The sequence below is a fragment of the Geminicoccaceae bacterium genome, assembly GCA_020638465.1.
Classification (GTDB): domain Bacteria; phylum Pseudomonadota; class Alphaproteobacteria; order Geminicoccales; family Geminicoccaceae; genus JAGREO01.
On the sequence record JACKIM010000002.1, the window covers coordinates 1540964 to 1558291 of the forward strand.

A 17328-nucleotide genomic window follows, 5' to 3' on the forward strand; every position below is an offset into this window, starting at 1 on the left:
TTTCACCACCGTGCCAATATTTGCGCCATCTCCCTCAGGTTACCGGAACCATGACATGCTGCCGGAACGCTTCGCGCGAATGCAGGCGCTCGAACCACGACTGGATGTTCGGCAACTCCGGCTTGTCGAGATCGAGATTGCTGTATCGCCACCATGCACAGCCAAGCGGGATATCGCCCATGGTGAAATGGTCTCCGGCGACGTAATTTCGCCGGCCCAGATGATCTTCCAGAATTTGCCACACCGGTCGGATTTCCACTCCCGCCCTGTCGATGGCGGCATGGTCACGCTGTTCTTCCGGAGTTCGCACCAGTCCCCAGAAGACGACATGCAGCAATGGCTGCAGGGTTGTGGATTTCCAGTCCATCCAGCGGTCAGCCAGCGAACGCTGGGCCGGATCCTCGTCCCAGAGCCTGCCCGAGCCGTAGCGGGCGGCGAGATAGCGAACGCAGGCCTGGCTTTCCCAGACCACCACCTCTCCGTCCTTGAGCACCGGAATCCTGCGGTTGGGATTCATGGCACCGTAGGCCGCCGTGTCCAGACCGCCGAACACGCCACCGGCATCGATGCGCTCATGGTCAAGGCCCAATTCGCCGACCGTCCACATGACCTTCTGCACGTTGATCGAATTCGGGCGACCGTAGACCTTCAACATTGTGATAACTCCACCTGTTTCCCGATCTGCCCGACCCGTTGCGCGACGTTTGTCAACTTTCGCCTCGTGGTGTCTTGCGCCCCGGAGCAGGTCTTCTCGGATCGATCGGCAAGCGATCGGCAAGTCCGAAGAGATCCTCGATCATCGCCGCGCACTGCAGAAGGCGTGCTTCACCGCGCGGCGGTCCGATCAGCTGCAATCCCACCGGCAGGCCGTCTGCGGTAAAGCCGCAGGGAATCGAAAGTGCCGGACATCCCGTCAACGTGACGGCATAGCAGATCGCCAGCCAGTCGATATAGGTCGGAAAACGATGCTCTCCGAGCATCTCGACATACCGCACTTCCACGGGCAGGGGCGGAACGATCGCCGTGGGACAGATCAGCAGATCATGATCGTCAAAGAATGCCGCCATGCGTCGCTGCATCAGGCCGCGTTCGCGTTCCGCCCAACCGATCTCTCCTGCTGTCGCATCAAGCCCCCTCCGGATATTCCAGGCCACCTCCGGCTTGAGCAGATGCCCGTGTTCTTCCAGCAGTGGCGCCTTGTTGGCGGCATAGAGTTCGGCTCGAAGGATCTCGAACACATCGCGCGACTTCGACAGGTCGGGGGCCCTGCTCTCGATGACGACCGTTCCCTCGGCACTGAGCTTGCGCACGGCCTCGCCACAGACACGCGCGACGCCCGGATCGACCGGCGTCACGCCGCCAAGGTCGGCACTGAAGGCCACCTTGCCCGGTCGCCTCGGACGTTGTACCGCCTTGCTGAAGGATTCCACCGGCGGATCGTAGCTGAGCGGATCGCGTGGATCGAAGCCCGCCATGACATCGAGGAAGAACGCGACATCGCGAACGTCCCGCGCCATCGGTCCTTCGACGGACAGGGTCTGGAAGGGTGACGGCGAGGGACCATGCGCGACACGCCCCGGCGACGGGCGCAGGCCAACTACTCCGTTATATCCGGCAGGCGTCCGCAGTGATCCGGCGAGGTCGGAACCATCAGCCAGCCACGCCATCCCGGTGGCCAGGGCCACGGCCGCGCCGCCCGACGACCCGCCGCAATTGAGTGCCGTGTTCCACGGATTGAGCGTTGCCCCGAAGACCTCATTGAAGGTATTCGCCCCGGCGCCGAACTCGGGCGTGTTCGTCTTGCCGAGCACGATACCGCCCTGCCGCTCGATCCGCTGCACCTCGATGGCGGAACTCGTGGGGACATGATCGCGGAAGATCAGCGATCCCTGGGTCGTGCGCACCCCCTCGACGTCGACCAGATCCTTGATCAGGACCGGCAACCCGGCCAGCCACCCGCGACCGTCCGCCGGCGCTGGCGGATGGTCCATCATCATCCGGCGCGCACGGTCCAGAGCCCGTTCGGCACAGATCGTGGGCACGGCATTGACGACCGGATCGACCTCCTCGATACGCGCCAGCGAGGCTTCGATGGCCTCCACCGGAGAGATCTCGCCCGAGGCCAACATTCTGACCACCTCCCTTGCGGAAAGGTCGACAAGTTCATGACCAGACAAGATGCGCCTCCACGTGTTGTTATTCAGTTGCAGCGGGGATGGAGGATCCAGCCAGCCAGCTTTCCCGTACCCGGCGCCTCGAACAGCTCGATCTCGTAACAGGGATTGTCTTCAGGAGGCCCGGACGCAGCGGGCACATAGATCGGATCGGTCCTGTTCGGGCGCAAAAGACCCGTCGCAGAAAGCGGATCATAACGCAATGGGGTACCGCCAGTATCGCGCACGATGCAATCCCAGTCCCTGGCGGTGGCATCCTGGACCAGGACGTTCACCAGCCCGCGAGCCATGGGATAGGCCTTCAGTACGCGTGCGGGCTGCGAGCTGCCGGTGCGCGCGCAGAATTCAGCGGGCTCGTACAGGGTGGCAAGATTGCGGGTCCAGTCGGTTCGGGACTCCAAAGGCGGCCACTGCCGGGCAGGCAACCCTGCAACACCCGTGTCATCCGGAAGCGCCACACTGGCACCCGACACGGTATCGACCCCCTGCAGTTCCTCGATCGCCGGATCGGCCGATGCCCCCCGGGAACCGGATGCCCCCTCGCTCTCGCGCTTCTGTTCGACACCCGTTTCGTGGTCCGGCGTGATCGGCAACAGGCTGCCCACCGAAACGTCCGCCGGCCCGCCGACGGACGGGGACGGCAAAGAGGACCTGGGAACTTCCGCGATCAGGTCGCCGCGAATCCAGCCCTCATAGCGGCCGTTCGGTCCAAGAAGGCGATACCAGATATGCTCGCCCTGCCGCGTACTCTCCAGGATGCGGGCACGCTCACCCCCCAGTGCGATACCCACGACATTGCCATCGCGGATCTCGGGTTCGCCACGGACATTGACGCGCGAACCGCTGACGGCGTCGATCTTCACGCTGTCACCCGCCGCAAGCTGCGCGCGAGCCGGCAAACAGGTCAGGATTATGAAAAGCGCTGCCGTCAGGCCAAGCCTCGACGTTGACCGGAGCATACGATTTCCGGGTATTCTGGGTTTCATGATGGCCAGCTAAACTCTCCTCGAAAGGCGCGTCTGCGCCCTCAATAAGCACCAGACGCTATGGATTTCAATCCGGCTGGCCCATGTCGGCCGGGTCGACCGACATGGGTGACGAGCCATGCGCACGATTCGACTGCTCTATCGGCTTGGCCCCCGGACTTGTCCAGTCGCTTGAAGATTCCCGCAAAGGATTTCCACTGCCCTTCGCACCCTCTCGAAACTGACATCCCGATGGGTCACCAGACGTAGCGGGTATCCCCCATGGCGATCAGCAGCAGGTCGTCACGACGGCATCCGGCGGCGACCTCACCGGCCCGTTCGTCAACCAGATCGACCATGACGATGTTCGTTTCGACACGATCAGGGTCAATACGAACTCCCTCCATTCCCACGATATTACTGGCAAGGAGCCTTGCCTTGGCGTGATCCTCGGCAAGCCCGTCGAGATGGTTCGCGAGCGCATGCAACGTACCGGCAGCAACAATCCCCGCCTGGCACATCGCTCCTCCGAAGACTTCGCGAAAGCAGCGCGCACGATCGATCAGTGTCCGTCTGCCAGGCAGAGTGGTGCCCACTGGAGCACCGAGACCTTTCGAAAAGCATACACTGATACTATCGAAATGTGAGGAGATGCTGCCCGCGTCAATCCCCGAGGCGACCACCGCATTCCACAGCCGAGATTGCGGGTGTTTTCGAGAGCATTCATGGCCGGCGGCGGAAACAGGCCGTATTTCACCGCATCGGCAGACCTTGTCGCCCCGTCGACTTGCTGCGCATGGACGCCGTCGGCCATCGTGTCACAATATCGCTGCGCAGGTCGACGGGCGCGTTCATGCGCCTTCCCCGGCGAAACTGGCACGGATCGCGATCCATTCACTTTCAAGCGATCCGGAGGCGGGCGCCTTTCCGGCCCGGCGATACCAGTAACCGGCATTGGCGAGATCGCCCTCCTTGCGGTGCAGGTAGGCATGCACCCAGGCTGCTCCGACCCCATCCATATCCTGAACAATGGCATGGGCCCGATCCCACTCGTCATTCCTGTCCGCATCGAGAGCCTCGACCAGCCGGATGCTGTTCTCGTCCATGTTTCACATACCTTTTGCCGTTGTCCGGAACGCGTACGATATGATGAAGTCTTGCCCATTGTCCCGCAACCGCGCATGACGGTGCCTGGCGCATCACGGAGCCGAACAGCAGGCAGACGGGAGGAAAGATGAGCAAGATCGCAATCGTGACGGGTGCAGGCAGCGGTGTGGGCCGCGCGGTGGCCCTCGCATTTCTCGAAGCCGGATACAACACCGCACTGGCCGGGAGACGGAGGGAGCCGCTCGAAGAGACTGCAGCCGAGGGCAAGAACTTCAGGGGCGAGGCGCTGGTGGTGCCGACGGACGTGACCAGGCCGGACGAGGTCGAACGACTGTTCGATGCCGTGAAGGAAAAGTACGGTCGACTCGATGTTCTTTTCAACAATGCCGGGAGCGGCGCTCCGGCCATTCCACTTGAAGAGTTGACGTTCGAGCAGTGGCAGAAGGTGGTCAATGTCAATCTCACCGGCCCCTTCCTGTGTACCCAGCAGGCGTTCCGCATGATGAAGAACCAGGATCCGCGGGGGGGCCGCATCATCAACAACGGCTCGATCTCCGCCTATGTGCCCCGGCCGAATTCGGCACCCTACACCGCGACCAAGCACGCGATCACCGGCCTCACCCGTTCTACCAGCCTCGATGGACGGCCATTCGACATTGCCTGCGGCCAGGTCGATATCGGCAATGCGGCGACCCCGATGACCGAGCGCATGACCGGTGGCGTGCTCCAGGCCGATGGCTCGACGAAGCCGGAGCCCCGCATGGACTCCCGCCACGTGGCCACATCGGTGCTGCACATGGCCAGCCTGCCGCTTGACGCCAATGTCCAGTTCATGACGGTGATGGCCACCACGATGCCCTATATCGGTCGAGGCTGATCCGGAATATTCCACGATCGTCACACTCCAACCAACGATCCGGATCCTGGATGCGGGCGGTTGTCACCCTGCAACACCGACCGCATTCCAGTTGCCGGATTGCGGCAATCCGATCTTCTTGGAAAATTTCAAGAACGGGCAAATTTTTCCACTTGGCGGTCATATCATAACGCACGCTTTGCGTGTGAAATAGGACGCAAGCCATCCCGTTCATTAGGCGTTCGGTCGATTCAGTATCAGGAACGGGAAATCACCGATGCGCGAAAAGAGCGAATTGAAGCCTTTCGACCACCAGTCCACGACGACCGCTTCGGCCATGGCTGGAAACCAGCATGATCAACTCAGCTATGAGGCCGCATCGCTGGCGAACGACACACATTATGACAATACCAGTGGCAGCGTGCGCAGCGGTCAGTTCGATCATGAAACCACCGACGGCCGGACGATCTTCGTCGGCGATGCTGGAACCATCAATGGTGCGACCGATGCCCTCGACACGGGCGGGAATGACCGGATCATCGGAACGTCACAGGCCGAGACCATTGCCGGCGATGCCGAAACGATCTTCGACGGGCATGGCGGCGACGACATCATCATCGGTCATGGCGGCGGCGATACCGTCTATGGCGATTCGGTCTCCATGTTCGGAACGTCCAGCGGTGGCGACGATGTCATCACGCTGAATGACCACGATAGTCCGGTTCTGGTCTATGGCGATGCCGCCCTCGCCTTCGGTACACTGACCGGTGGGGACGATACCATTACCGATGGCAATGGATCCTCCACCATCTATGGCGATTTCGGGACGGGTGAATTCGACGACGGTAACGACATCATCTTCGGCGGCGGCGGCAACGACCAGATCATCGGCGGCGGCGGCGATGACATTCTCAATGGCGGGTCGGGTGCCGACAAGCTCACCGGCGGCAGCGGACAGGATGCCTTCGTCATTGAAACCGGAACGGGTTATGACCTCATCAGCGACTTCACGACCGGCGACGACATTCTCGACATCAGTGATTTCGGCCTGACCTTCGCCGATCTCGACACGACATCGGACAATGTCATCGATGGCAGCGACCAGTTCTGCACGATGGACGAAAACACGCTCATCATCGATCTCGGCGAGGCGTCGGGGGGAGCCGTCAACACCGATTACATCCAGTTGACGAATGTCGATCAACTCGTGATCAGTGATCTGGGCACAGCCTGAACACGACCTGTTTACATCTTCCGGGGCTTGCCAACAGGCAGCTCCGGATGCGATGCCCTCATGCAGGTTGCATGTTTCTCATGAGGGAGGATATCGAGCACCATGGACAAGACCCGATTCGACAAGGGTATGGAAAAGCGAAAGGCGACACTTGGCTCTGGTTACGTCGACAAGACAATGGCCGCTGCCGATGACTTCAACCTTCTGTTTCAGGAAGCGATGACCGAATGGTGCTGGGGGTTCGGCTGGGGCGACGAGACCATCGATCCGAAGACGCGATCGATGATGAACCTGGCCATGATCGGCGCATTGGGAAAGATGACCGAGTGGGAAATCCACTGTCGCGGTGCCATCACCAACGGCGTCAGTGTGGAAGAGATCCGCTCCATCATCCATGTCGTGGGAATCTATTGCGGCGTGCCGCAGGCGCTCGAATGCTTCCGTTCGGCACGCAAGGTGCTGGAGGAAGAAGGCAAGCTGTAGGAGGCACTGCCCACCAGTTCGACACCGACCTGCAGACCATCATGCGCGGCCGGGACCATGCCGCATCGCATTCCTCTTTCATCCCAGATAGACATTGCTTTCGGGATAGCGGACACGGGGCGTCATCTTGGTCGCGAGGAAGAAGCCGAGCGTCAGCGGGCCGACGCGGCCGAGGAACATGATGACGACGATCACGGCCCGCCCGAAACCGGACAGTTCGCCGGTATAACCGCGGGACAGGCCGACGGTTCCGAAAGCGCTGGCGACCTCGAAGCTGATGTCGAGAAAGTTTCCGTCATGCGAGGCGGTCAGCAGGAAGATTCCGACGAAAACCAGGATGACGCTGATCGATGTCAGGGCCATGACCTTGAGAACCTGCTCGAAGGCGATACTGCGTCCGAACAGGTGAAGCTGCTGCTGCCTGCGGAAGAATGCTACCGTGGCGATGATCATCACGATGAAGGTCGTCACCTTGATGCCGCCGGCGGTCGAGGTCGGTCCGCCGCCGATCAGCATCAGCGAGATGAACATCATCGATGTGCTGTCATGCATCGCGCCGATGTCGGTGGTGTTGAAGCCCGCGGTGCGTGTCGTCACGCCCTGGAACCAGCTGACGGTGAGCCTCGCCGCGATGCTTTCAAACTGTCCAAGCGTGCCCGGATTGTTCCATTCCAGAAAGGCGAACATCCCGACCGACCAGGGGATCAGAACGGCCGTTCCCAGCAGCATGATCTTGGTGTGCAGACTCCAGGCGCGCCAGTTCTTCTGCCGGAAGACGTCGTGCAGGACGACATAGCCGATGCCGCCCACGATGAAGAGCGCGGGAATCACGACATTCACCACGGGATCGGTGGCATACCCGACGAGTCCGTCCGGGAATGTCGAGAATCCGGCATTGTTGAAGGCCGAGATCGAATGAAAGATCGCCTCCCACATGCCTTTCCCGAAACCGTATTGCGGCACGAAGGTGAGCGCCAGCAGCAGGGCGCCGACGAGTTCGCAGACGACGACCGCCTTCAGGATCGTGACGACCAGCCTGGAGAGCTGGCTGACGGAGTTCTGGTTGAGATCGTCGCGCAGGTAGATCTTGCCGGTGATCCCGACCGGCAGGCCGAGGGCGCCCAGGATGAGGACAGCAAAGGTCATCAGTCCGAGCCCGCCCATCTGAATCAGAAAGGCCACCGTCATCTGTCCGAACAGGGTAAGATCGCCGCCGGTATCGAGGACGACGAGGCCCGTCACGGTGACCGCGGATGTCGAGGTGAAGAGCGCATCGGACCAGGTAACCGGAACGGTATACGAGACCGGCAGTACCAGGACCACGGCACCCATGACGATCAGGACAGCATAGAGCGCGGCCAGTATCAGCGGTGGAGGTACCGCCGAGAGAACGGCCTTCGCAGTCCCCGGAACGGAACCCAGGGCGAGCGGACTGCGGCTCAAAGCGCGTCACCGAAACGGCGCAACTCCGGTCGCTTGCCGAGAAGGATCAGCTTGTCGTCCTCCTCCAGCACCAGGCCAGCGTCGTCGCATGAGCGGTATTCGGTGCCGCGCATCAGGCCGAGAAGCCGCACGTCGAATGCAGCTCCGATCTTCAGGGTGGAAAGTTCACGCCCCGCCATGTTCTCCGGAATGACGATATTCACCACACTGAAACCGTTTCCGAGACTGACATAGTCCTGCACGACCGGGTTGTTCAGCATCTGGGCGATGTGCCGCCCCATCTCCTGTTCCGGCAGGATCACCCGATCGGCCCCCAGCTTCGACAGGATGCGATGATGCGTCCGGTTCGACGCCTTGACCCAGATCGTGTCGATGCCCAGCATCTTGACATGCATCGTGGTCAGGATGCTCGCCTGAATGTCCCGTCCTATGGCAATCAGCGCCACGTCGTACTGGTCGATCCCCGCCTCGCGGAGTGCTGCCTCGTCGGTCGCGTCCAGGATCAGGGCCGATGACAGTACTGATACCATCTGCGCGACGCGCCGTTCGTCGAGATCGATCCCGATCACCCGGTTTCCGAAGCGTTCCAGTTCGGACGCCACGGTACTGCCGAAGGCGCCCAGGCCGATGATCGCGAACGAACGGGTATCCTTGGCCATGTGGCGAAAATCTCCTCGACCCGACAGGCAGAACTCCGAACCGGCAGTCGCGCGGGGACCATGCGAAGACCTTCCGATCGGGAAGACCTCATTGTCATCTGGGTCGAAGCCGGAGATTCGGTCAAGCTATCGATTGACGAATGTCATCTGCTGGAAAAAGGCGGCAAATGTGTCGGATGGGCCACGACGGTCCACGCTTCGGGTCTGCGCTGTTGTCGATTGCCGACCTTCGCCAACAAGCCGCGACAGGGGAACGGTGCCTGCCGCTCCCCTTTCCCTCTCCAGTTCCGTTCCCCGTTCAGGATCAGTCGAGCCGCTTGATGCGCCCGTCGACCTGCTGGGTGATCTCGCCGCCCAGCGCTGTGATATAGTTCATCACGGTGGAGGCCATCAGTGTCGCGCCCGAGGCGTCGATGAGTATCTTGCCACGGGTAAGCGATTCGAAACCGTCGCCGCCGCTGGCCATGTAGTCATTGGTGGCCACCTTGTAGGTTTTCCCCGAATCGACAGCTTCCCCACCGACGGTCAATTCGACCACCCGCTCGCCAGCCGGCTTCGAGGCATCATAGGTGAATGCCATGCCCGCGATCTGCGGGAAACGTCCGGCACCATCCTCGACCTGGGAAACGCCATTTTCCACCGCAGCTCTCAGATCGGCACCGCTCAACTCCATGAGTACGGTGACATTGCCGAACGGCAACTCGGTGAGGACATCCTTGCGGGTGAGAACAGTGCCCGGGTCGTAGGTCCGGTCGCCGCGAATGCCGCCGCCATTGCTGAAGCCCACATCTGCACCGGTGGCGTTGCGCATTGCCTCGGCCACCAGATCGCCGAAATTGCTTTCCTCGCTGCGGACCGTGCTGCGGCGGGTATCGAGCACCACCCTGGCCTCGCCGACCGGAATGGCAAGTTCCTCATCGAGCTTGCTGTTCCACATGTCGATGATCGCCTGAACCTGAGGTTCGGGTTCGACACCGGCCGTCGAAGTATAGCGCCACTGCGGGCGCCATTCGACCACCTGCTCGCCACGTTTTTCCACCCTGTCCACCGTGATATCGACGGCCGCCAGGTACTGCGCGTCATAACCGGCCTTGATCAGCAGGCCATTGCCGTCGAAATAGGTGATCGGGTCATGATCATGGCCACCAAGCGAAATGTCGATGTCCGGGACCTTGCGCAACAACTCCCGGTCGTCGGTCTCGTTGAGGTGGGTCATGGCGACGATGAGATCGGCCCCTTCCTCCTTCAGGCCCGAGGCAAGTTCGGCGGCCGTCTCGATCGGGTCCTTGAAGGTGATGTCCGCCCCCGGAGCCGACAGCGTCGGCGTCTCGGCGGTCATGACGCCAAGAAAACCGATCCTGTAACCTGCTACCTCCATCATGGTCGTGGCCTTCAGGCCCACTGCCGGCTCGCCGGAGGCAACGACGACATTGCCCGCCAGCCATGGGAATGTCGACGCGCTGATCCGTTCGGCGGCAATTTCGGGACCGAAATCGAACTCGTGATTCCCCGGAACGGCCACATCGGTACCGAGCCCATTCATGAGCTCGATCATCTGCTCGCCCTTGGTCAGACCCGACATCACCGAAGGCGAGATCAGATCGCCACCGAAGGTGGTGATCGTGTTCGGATTGCGGGCTCTCTCATTTTCGAGAAGTGTTGCCAGTTGCCCCAGTCCACCCTGCCCGCCCGAGGGCGAAATTTCGTAGATATCGTTGGTATGCAGGAACGTGATGGTCACGGGCTCGGCCATGGCCGATGCCGACAACAGCAGCACACCCAGCGCCGACGAAAACAGAAAATGACGACGTTTCACTGACTAGCTCCCTTGATTCGAGGCGACCTGCCCCTGCCTTTTAGAGGGTATCCTCGATTGTCGATATCCGGAAACAGGTTACCGCAACGGTTTTGTCGTCGCCGGCCGGCAACGTCGCGCTTCCTTCCGGGCACAGACGGCTCTGGCCAGAACCGGGGCTCTCGGCTATCAGCGACTACATGCTGGAATCCTATCTGCTCGCCCTGACCGCGTTCATTGTCACCATCGACCCGCTGGGAATGGTGCCGATCTTTCTGGCACTGACGGGGCAGGCCGACCGCGCCGACCGCAAGCGCATCGCCTTGCGCGGCACCATGATCGGCGCGGTGCTGCTGCTCCTCTTCGCCCTGCTTGGCGACAGGGTCCTGCTGACACTGGGCATCTCGCTGCCGGCCTTCAGGATTGCCGGCGGCCTCATGCTGCTGGCCATCGGATTCGAGATGGTCTTCGAAAAACGTTCGCAACGGCGCAACCATACCGCGGAAGTGATCCGTGACGAGCGGCAGCAATCCACATCCCCGGGGGAGGATGTCGCGGTCTTCCCCCTCGCGGTCCCGCTGATTGCCGGCCCCGGAGCCATCGCCGCCGTCATCCTCCAGATGAGCTCGCACAACGGGGATGTCGCCGCCCAGGGCATCGTCATCCTCGCTCTGGGCAGCGCACTGGCTGGCCTGCTGATCATGCTGCTTCTGGCAGCGAGAATAGCCCACCTGCTGAGCCCCACGATGGTCACCATTCTCTCCCGGTTGCTGGGACTGATGCTGGCAGCCCTCGCGGTCCAGTTCATCATTGACGGGATCAAGCGGGCCTTCGGCCTCGAGTGATTCGCCACACCCGAAGGCTGACCACAAGTACTATCGATCGCCATGATGCAGAAAAGGCCGCCCACACGAGGGGCGGCCTTTCTTACCGTTCCGGGATGGGTCCGGGTCAGTCGCGACCTATTTTCCACCACCCAGGCTGTGGACGTAGACGGTCAGCATCTTGATGGTGTCGTCATCGAGACGTCCCTGCCATGTCGGCATGACGCCCATGCGCGGATGGCTGATCTGCGCCACGATCGCATCCTTGTCACCGCCATAGAGCCATATGGCGTCGTCGAGGGCAGGAGCACCGACGGTGAGGTCGCCACCACCATTCTCGCCATGACAGGAAGCGCAATTGTCGGCGAACACCTGGGCACCGGCTTCATTGGCCGGCCCGCCCGCGAGCGACAGGACATAATCGGCGACATTCGAGATATCCTCGGCCGAGAGGACATCACCGAAGGCCGGCATCTCGGAGAACCGCGCATCGTCGTCATCGTTGTTTCGAATGCCATGGCGAATGGTGTAGTTGATATCGTCCAGCGTTCCGCCCCAGATCCATGCATCATCCGCAAGTGTGGGATAGCTGTGCTGGCCGGCACCGCCAAGACCATGACAAGGAGCACAATTCTCCTTGAAGGCCACTTCTCCACCGGCGACGGCAAACGCCAGCAATTCAGGATCGGCCGCGATGGCCTGGGGATCGAGCTGTTCGATGCGGTCGAGCCAGACAGCCTGGGCGGCCCGCGCCTCCTTCAGCCGCTCGACGACGTCTTCTCTCTGATCGTAGCCGAGCACTCCGCCGAGATAGCCCGTATGCGCCGGCCAGGATGGATAGAGAACCCACCAAAGGACCGAGAAGGCGATGCAGACATAGAACGTGTAGAGCCACCATGCCGGCAGCGGGTTGTTCAACTCCTTGATACCGTCCCACTCGTGACCCGTGGTCTCGACGCCGGTAATCGCATCCTTTTCCTTAGCCGCCATGGCCACTCTCCTCGTCACGAAACGGAATCATCGCATTGTCATGCATTTCCTTGCGTCGGGACGGCCAGAGCGCCCAGACGACAATACCGAGGAACAGGACGAACAGCCAGACCTGCCACAACGATTGCATGAAGGGGCGGATTTCCTCGTACATGATTGCCCCTTACTGTTTCAGATCCTCGGCCCGCACGTCGGTGAGATCGACCATGCGTCCGAGAATCTGCAGGTAGGCGATAAGCGCATCCATCTCCGTGAGCGCGTTCGGGTTGCCGTCCAGGTCCCCCGTGACGGCATTCGGATAACGGGTCTGCAGGGCGTCGTAGTCGGCATCAGGATTGGCCTGATCGTGCAGATCCACCTTTGCAGCCTCGATCATGTCGTCGTCATAGGGCACCCCCAGATCGACGAGGGCCTGCAGGTGGCTGGGAACGTCGTCCATGACCAGCTGTCGTTTTGCGAGGAACGGATAGCCGGGCATGATACTCTCGGGCACGACGCTTCTCGGATCGGCGAGATGCGCTGCCTGCCACTCGTTCGAGTACTTGCCGCCGACCCGCGCCAGATCGGGGCCGGTGCGCTTGCTGCCCCACTGGAAGGGATGATCGTACATGCTCTCGGCCGCGAGGCTGTAATGGCCGTAGCGCTCGATCTCGTCGCGGAACGGACGGATCATCTGGCTGTGGCAATTATAGCACCCTTCGCGCATGTAGATGTTCCGCCCCGCCAGTTCGAGCGGTGAATAGGGCCGTACCCCCTTCACCCGCTCGATCGTGCTTTCGATGCTGAACAATGGCGCGATCTCGACGATACCGCCGATGGAGACGGTGATCAGGATCAGCAATGTCAACAAGAGACCCCGGGTCTCGACCTTCTCATGATGGTTCATCAACGACATGGCTGATCTCCTACTCCGCCGGAACTTCGAGCTGCTGGTTTCCGCGGCGGGTCACCCTGCCGAACTCCTCCTCATCCCGCAGTTCGCCACGAGCCGTGCGGACCAGGTTGTAGACCATGATCAGCGAGCCGGTGAGGAAGAGCACGCCGCCGAAGGCACGGATGACATAGAAGGGATGCATCGCCTCGACCGTTTCGATGAACGAGAACTGCAGGAAGCCCATCGCGTCGTAGGTGCGCCACATCAGGCCCTGCATGATACCCGAGACCCACATCGCCGTGATGTAGAGGACGATACCCAGCGTCGCGACCCAGAAATGCCATTCGACCAGCTTCAACGAATAGAGACGCTTGGCCTTCCATAGCCGCGGCACGAGGAAATAGACCGCTCCGAAGCTGACGAAGGCCACCCAGCCTAACGCGCCGCTGTGAACGTGCCCGATTGTCCAGTCAGTGTAGTGCGACAGTGCATTGACCTGGCGGATCGACATGAGCGGCCCCTCGAAGGTGCTCATGCCGTAGAAGGCCACCGACACCACGAGGAAACGCAATACCGGGTCGGTACGCAGCTTGTCCCAGGCGCCCGACAGCGTCATGAGCCCGTTGATCATGCCACCCCAGCTCGGCATCCACAGCATGATCGAGAATGTCATGCCCAGCACCTGCGCCCAGTCCGGCAGGGCGGTGTAGTGAAGATGATGCGGGCCCGCCCAGATGTAGAGGAAGATCAGCGCCCAGAAGTGGATGATCGACAACCGGTAGCTGTAGACCGGCCGCTCGGCCTGTTTCGGCACGAAATAATACATCATGCCGAGAAACCCTGCCGTCAGGAAAAAGCCCACCGCATTGTGGCCGTACCACCACTGGGTCAACGCGTCCTGCACGCCGGCGAACAGCGAATAGCTTTTCGTGCCGGTCCATGACACGGGCAGGGCAAGGTTGTTGACGATGTGCAACATCGCGATGGTGATGATAAACGCCAGGTAGAACCAGTTGGCGACGTAGATGTGGGGTTCACTGCGCTTGAGGATGGTGCCGAGGAAAATCACCAGGTAAACGACCCAGACGATCGTCAACCACAGGTCGACATACCATTCGGGTTCCGCATATTCGCGGGCCTGGGTGACACCCATCACATAGCCGAGTGCCGCCATGACGATGAAGAACTGGTAGCCCCAGAAGAGGAACTCGGCCAGATACGCCCCGCCGAAAAGCCGGGTCCGGCAGGTCCTCTGCACCACATAGAGAGAGGTCCCGAGCAGCGCATTTCCACCAAAGGCAAAAATGACCGCCGAGGTATGAACGGGCCGCAACCGTCCAAAACTCAACCATTCTATATCGAAGTTCAGAACAGGAAACGCCAGCTGGAAGGCAATGAACGTCCCAGCGAGAAAACCGACCACCCCCCAGAACATGGTGGCAATCGTGAATTTCCTGACGACGTCCTCATTATACGCGGAAAACATTGCCTGCCCCGCCTGCCCCCCCGCCATGGCCATAGCCGTCATACCGCTCTCCCAACACCTCGACGAGCGAAGCCCCGCCGACCAACCGTGTACAAGACCACTTCAATTCCTCAACCAACACGCGCTACATTAGGCGCAACGCGCACGTATTCAAACTGTCGAAACGTCGCGCACCCACATTGATCCATGTCAAATTCGCCTGCGACGTCTTGAACTACCAAGCGACTTGCATAGCCGCCGCCGGTTGCAGAAAGTAAGGCGAGCATTGGAGAGAGATCATGGCCGAGGCTGTACCCGTTTTTGCGCACCCGAAAGCGAGCATACGCAAGCTCGAAATGGACCAGCCCTGGACATGGCTGGCGAAAGGCTGGAAGGATCTGCGCAGTCAGCCCACCGTCGGGCTCACCTATGGTGTTCTCGCCGCCATCACCGGCTATCTCGTCACGGCGGGGCTGTTCGCGCTCGACATGGTCTACCTGATCCTGCCGTTGATGGCGGGCTTCCTCATCATCGGTCCCATCCTCACCGTCGGCATCTATGAGGTGAGCCGTCGACTTGAGCTCGGGCAGTCGACCACCCTGGGCGACGCACTTGGCGCCTTCAGCCGCAACCTGTCGCAACTGGCGCTGATGGGTGTGGCGCTGATGCTGCTGATGTTCCTTTGGGCCCGTATCGCCGCCCTGCTGTTCTTCCTCTATTTCGGCATGGATCCGCCTTCCTTCGAGAACCTGTTCGTCGAGACGTTCCTGTCGTCCGGCAGCTGGAAGTTCCTCGTGCTGGGCACGGGTATCGGCGGCGTCCTCTCGTTCCTCGCCTTTTCGATCAGCGTCATCTCGATTCCGATGCTCCTCGATCACCCCGAGATGAACGTCATCGAGGCGATCGCCACCAGCTTCAAGTCGGTTCAGATCAATCCCGGTGCCATGTTGCTCTGGGCGGGCCTGATCGTCGCTTTCAGCCTGGTCGGACTGGTCACCCTCTATCTCGGCCTCATCGTTACCCTGCCGCTGATCGGCCATGCCACCTGGCATGCCTATCGCGATGTAGTACAGCTTGACCCCATCGAAGTAACGGACTGACAAGCCATGGCATCTTATGTTTTCGGCGCGATCATGGGGCTGTTGAGCCTCCTCGGCCTGACACTCGCCGCGAGGGCCCATGACGCCCACATCGCCATCTTCGGCTGGGGACTGTGTCTTTTCGGGATCGTTGTCATCATGTCACTGATCCACAAAGCCACCGAGCCGGGCCACGATCACTGACCGGCGGGGCCCACCGTCCGGGCATCGTCCTCCGGCAGTGTGGGCCCGTGTCCCGACAGGAAATCCGCTCCTCAGGCCATCCCGTTGGGAACGGACCGCTGGAACGCCGAGCGCACCATGCTGCTGGATGCGAAGACGAGCGCGCCGGCCATGGCCGGCGCCAACAGGATGAATCGAAGCCCGAGGGCGATGATCAACGCCTGGTACTGGAAGAATCCCAGCGACATCAGCAACAAGGTGTGCGCACTTTCCTGTACGCCGAAGCCGTTGACGGATATGGGCAGGACCGCCACGAGGCTGATGATGCCGAAGACCACGAGCTGGCTCGACCAGCTTACGTCGACGCCGGGGAACATCCGACACAGCACCGACAATTGAACGGCAGCGATGACGTAAAACAACACACTGATAAGAACACCCTGCACCAGCAGGCGCGGCTGGTTCGAATAGGTGAGACAGGCGTCGTGCAGCCGGGTTAGAAGGTTGACTGGCTGCTCCATGAACGGCCAGGCACGCATCCCGGCCAGAATACGGTTCGAACTCTTGGAAAAGATCAGCATGCAGGCAATCGCCACCGCCGATGCCCCACCCATGACCGGCAACAGGATGCCCAGCCGCTCGACCCATGGGAGATGCACGGCGACACCCGCAAGCAGGGCGATGAACAGCCCGACAAGCCCTGTCATGCGCTCGACCAGCACCGACCCCGCGACCGCAGGCCAGCTCGACAGGCCGAGCTTCCGTGATGCAAGGGCGACGCGCACGACGTCGCCGCCGACATTCGACGGCATGAAATTGTTCGCAAGCTGGCCCAGAAGATAGAATCCCCAGAGCGAGCGCCACGACAGGCGATGCCCGTGCGCATCAATCAGCAGTCGCCATTTCCACACACTGCACGCCAGGGTCGCAATCGAAAATGCAAGGGAAATACCCAGCCAGCGCAGATCGGCGTGACGAAGTCCCCGAAGCAGGTCGTCCACATCCAGGGTGAAGAACAACACGCCAAGTAGACTGAAACTGACAAGAAAGCGTATCGCCGTCCTCAAGTGCACCTTGTTCATGGTGGGGTAGACGGCATACGGTGTGACTGGCACAGCAGGGCCACGTAAGATGACACCGCATTCGCGCACGAACCAACGGGCACCATGCGCGACGACAACCCGACTTCCCGAGCAA

At 61.1% G+C, this 17328-nt stretch carries 19 protein-coding genes; 6 read left to right on the forward strand and 13 right to left on the reverse strand.

Annotation, left to right across the window (positions count from 1 at the left end; genetic code table 11):
* Window positions 1-34: 34 nt before the first annotated feature.
* From H6851_17425 to H6851_17445, 5 genes are all read right to left on the reverse strand, one after another.
* Window positions 35-655 carry a glutathione S-transferase family protein gene (locus H6851_17425; GenBank protein ID MCB9945386.1) on the reverse strand — a complete coding sequence of 207 codons (621 nt, stop codon included), beginning with the start codon at window positions 653-655 and terminating at the stop codon, window positions 35-37.
* A gap of 52 nt (window positions 656-707) precedes the next feature.
* Window positions 708-2177, reverse strand: coding sequence for an amidase (locus tag H6851_17430; GenBank protein ID MCB9945387.1), 1470 nt, complete (start codon window positions 2175-2177; stop codon window positions 708-710).
* A 23-nt stretch (window positions 2178-2200) separates the two neighbouring features.
* The gene (locus tag H6851_17435) at window positions 2201-3133 is read right to left on the reverse strand and encodes an SH3 domain-containing protein (protein ID MCB9945388.1); all 933 of its coding nucleotides are present in this window, start codon (window positions 3131-3133) and stop codon (window positions 2201-2203) included.
* A gap of 263 nt (window positions 3134-3396) precedes the next feature.
* Window positions 3397-3822, reverse strand: a complete 426-nt coding sequence (locus H6851_17440; GenBank protein MCB9945389.1) for a hypothetical protein — start codon at window positions 3820-3822, stop codon at window positions 3397-3399.
* 168 nt (window positions 3823-3990) lie between these two features.
* Window positions 3991-4245 (reverse strand): hypothetical protein, encoded by a 255-nt coding sequence (locus tag H6851_17445; GenBank protein MCB9945390.1) that lies wholly within the window; start codon window positions 4243-4245, stop codon window positions 3991-3993.
* A 128-nt stretch (window positions 4246-4373) separates the two neighbouring features.
* Between H6851_17445 and H6851_17450 the strand changes: the two genes are divergently transcribed.
* From H6851_17450 to H6851_17460, 3 genes are all read left to right on the forward strand, one after another.
* Window positions 4374-5123, forward strand: coding sequence for an SDR family oxidoreductase (locus tag H6851_17450; protein ID MCB9945391.1), 750 nt, complete (start codon window positions 4374-4376; stop codon window positions 5121-5123).
* 256 nt (window positions 5124-5379) lie between these two features.
* Entirely contained in the window at window positions 5380-6336 is a 957-nt protein-coding gene (locus H6851_17455) for a hypothetical protein (GenBank protein ID MCB9945392.1), read from the forward strand.
* A gap of 102 nt (window positions 6337-6438) precedes the next feature.
* Window positions 6439-6819 carry a carboxymuconolactone decarboxylase family protein gene (locus H6851_17460; GenBank protein MCB9945393.1) on the forward strand — a complete coding sequence of 127 codons (381 nt, stop codon included), beginning with the start codon at window positions 6439-6441 and terminating at the stop codon, window positions 6817-6819.
* 78 nt (window positions 6820-6897) lie between these two features.
* Here H6851_17460 and H6851_17465 read toward each other — a convergent pair whose 3' ends face one another.
* The 3 genes from H6851_17465 to H6851_17475 all read right to left on the reverse strand — a co-directional run bounded on the left by H6851_17465 (window position 6898) and on the right by H6851_17475 (window position 10737).
* Window positions 6898-8151 (reverse strand): Ktr system potassium transporter B, encoded by a 1254-nt coding sequence (locus H6851_17465; protein ID MCB9945394.1) that lies wholly within the window; start codon window positions 8149-8151, stop codon window positions 6898-6900.
* A gap of 107 nt (window positions 8152-8258) precedes the next feature.
* Window positions 8259-8921, reverse strand: coding sequence for a TrkA family potassium uptake protein (locus tag H6851_17470; protein MCB9945395.1), 663 nt, complete (start codon window positions 8919-8921; stop codon window positions 8259-8261).
* A 304-nt stretch (window positions 8922-9225) separates the two neighbouring features.
* Window positions 9226-10737, reverse strand: a complete 1512-nt coding sequence (locus H6851_17475) for a 5'-nucleotidase C-terminal domain-containing protein (GenBank protein ID MCB9945396.1) — start codon at window positions 10735-10737, stop codon at window positions 9226-9228.
* Window positions 10738-10916: 179 nt separating this feature from the next.
* On the opposite strand from H6851_17475, the gene H6851_17480 reads away from it, so the two are divergent.
* Window positions 10917-11561: a MarC family protein gene (locus tag H6851_17480; GenBank protein ID MCB9945397.1), complete on the forward strand. Its 645-nt coding sequence runs from the start codon at window positions 10917-10919 to the stop codon at window positions 11559-11561.
* A gap of 117 nt (window positions 11562-11678) precedes the next feature.
* Here H6851_17480 and ccoP read toward each other — a convergent pair whose 3' ends face one another.
* From ccoP to ccoN, 4 genes are read right to left on the reverse strand one after another with little or no spacing between them, the layout of a single operon-like run.
* Complete coding sequence (gene ccoP, locus H6851_17485; GenBank protein ID MCB9945398.1) at window positions 11679-12530, reverse strand: cytochrome-c oxidase, cbb3-type subunit III; 852 nt, start codon at window positions 12528-12530, stop codon at window positions 11679-11681.
* Entirely contained in the window at window positions 12520-12684 is a 165-nt protein-coding gene (locus H6851_17490) for a cbb3-type cytochrome c oxidase subunit 3 (GenBank protein ID MCB9945399.1), read from the reverse strand. The genes ccoP and H6851_17490 overlap by 11 nt, the downstream gene beginning before the upstream one ends.
* Before the next feature lie 9 nt (window positions 12685-12693).
* The gene (gene ccoO, locus H6851_17495; GenBank protein ID MCB9945400.1) at window positions 12694-13425 is read right to left on the reverse strand and encodes a cytochrome-c oxidase, cbb3-type subunit II; all 732 of its coding nucleotides are present in this window, start codon (window positions 13423-13425) and stop codon (window positions 12694-12696) included.
* 10 nt (window positions 13426-13435) lie between these two features.
* Complete coding sequence (gene ccoN / locus H6851_17500; GenBank protein ID MCB9945401.1) at window positions 13436-14932, reverse strand: cytochrome-c oxidase, cbb3-type subunit I; 1497 nt, start codon at window positions 14930-14932, stop codon at window positions 13436-13438.
* 236 nt (window positions 14933-15168) lie between these two features.
* Here ccoN and H6851_17505 point away from each other — a divergent pair, with 236 nt between their 5' ends.
* Together H6851_17505 and H6851_17510 are read left to right on the forward strand one after the other, a co-directional pair.
* Entirely contained in the window at window positions 15169-15969 is an 801-nt protein-coding gene (locus H6851_17505; protein MCB9945402.1) for a DUF2189 domain-containing protein, read from the forward strand.
* Between the two features lie 6 nt (window positions 15970-15975).
* Window positions 15976-16152, forward strand: a complete 177-nt coding sequence (locus tag H6851_17510; GenBank protein MCB9945403.1) for a hypothetical protein — start codon at window positions 15976-15978, stop codon at window positions 16150-16152.
* Between the two features lie 71 nt (window positions 16153-16223).
* Here H6851_17510 and H6851_17515 read toward each other — a convergent pair whose 3' ends face one another.
* Entirely contained in the window at window positions 16224-17246 is a 1023-nt protein-coding gene (locus H6851_17515) for a flippase-like domain-containing protein (GenBank protein MCB9945404.1), read from the reverse strand.
* Window positions 17247-17328: the final 82 nt, after the last annotated feature.

Excerpts from the sequence above, each read along its gene's own strand:
- H6851_17425 (MCB9945386.1), bottom strand. The coding sequence starts at position 655 with ATGTTGAAGGTCTACGGTCGCCCGAATTCGATCAACGTGCAGAAGGTC.
- H6851_17435 (MCB9945388.1), bottom strand. The coding sequence starts at position 3,133 with ATGCTCCGGTCAACGTCGAGGCTTGGCCTGACGGCAGCGCTTTTCATA.
- H6851_17445 (MCB9945390.1), bottom strand. The coding sequence starts at position 4,245 with ATGGACGAGAACAGCATCCGGCTGGTCGAGGCTCTCGATGCGGACAGG.
- H6851_17450 (MCB9945391.1), top strand. The coding sequence starts at position 4,374 with ATGAGCAAGATCGCAATCGTGACGGGTGCAGGCAGCGGTGTGGGCCGC.
- H6851_17455 (MCB9945392.1), top strand. The coding sequence starts at position 5,380 with ATGCGCGAAAAGAGCGAATTGAAGCCTTTCGACCACCAGTCCACGACG.
- H6851_17460 (MCB9945393.1), top strand. The coding sequence starts at position 6,439 with ATGGACAAGACCCGATTCGACAAGGGTATGGAAAAGCGAAAGGCGACA.
- H6851_17465 (MCB9945394.1), bottom strand. The coding sequence starts at position 8,151 with ATGGGTGCCGTGGTCCTGGTACTGCCGGTCTCGTATACCGTTCCGGTT.
- H6851_17470 (MCB9945395.1), bottom strand. The coding sequence starts at position 8,921 with ATGGCCAAGGATACCCGTTCGTTCGCGATCATCGGCCTGGGCGCCTTC.
- H6851_17480 (MCB9945397.1), top strand. The coding sequence starts at position 10,917 with ATGCTGGAATCCTATCTGCTCGCCCTGACCGCGTTCATTGTCACCATC.
- ccoP (MCB9945398.1), bottom strand. The coding sequence starts at position 12,530 with ATGGCGGCTAAGGAAAAGGATGCGATTACCGGCGTCGAGACCACGGGT.
- H6851_17490 (MCB9945399.1), bottom strand. The coding sequence starts at position 12,684 with ATGTACGAGGAAATCCGCCCCTTCATGCAATCGTTGTGGCAGGTCTGG.
- ccoO (MCB9945400.1), bottom strand. The coding sequence starts at position 13,425 with ATGTCGTTGATGAACCATCATGAGAAGGTCGAGACCCGGGGTCTCTTG.
- ccoN (MCB9945401.1), bottom strand. The coding sequence starts at position 14,932 with ATGACGGCTATGGCCATGGCGGGGGGGCAGGCGGGGCAGGCAATGTTT.
- H6851_17505 (MCB9945402.1), top strand. The coding sequence starts at position 15,169 with ATGGCCGAGGCTGTACCCGTTTTTGCGCACCCGAAAGCGAGCATACGC.
- H6851_17510 (MCB9945403.1), top strand. The coding sequence starts at position 15,976 with ATGGCATCTTATGTTTTCGGCGCGATCATGGGGCTGTTGAGCCTCCTC.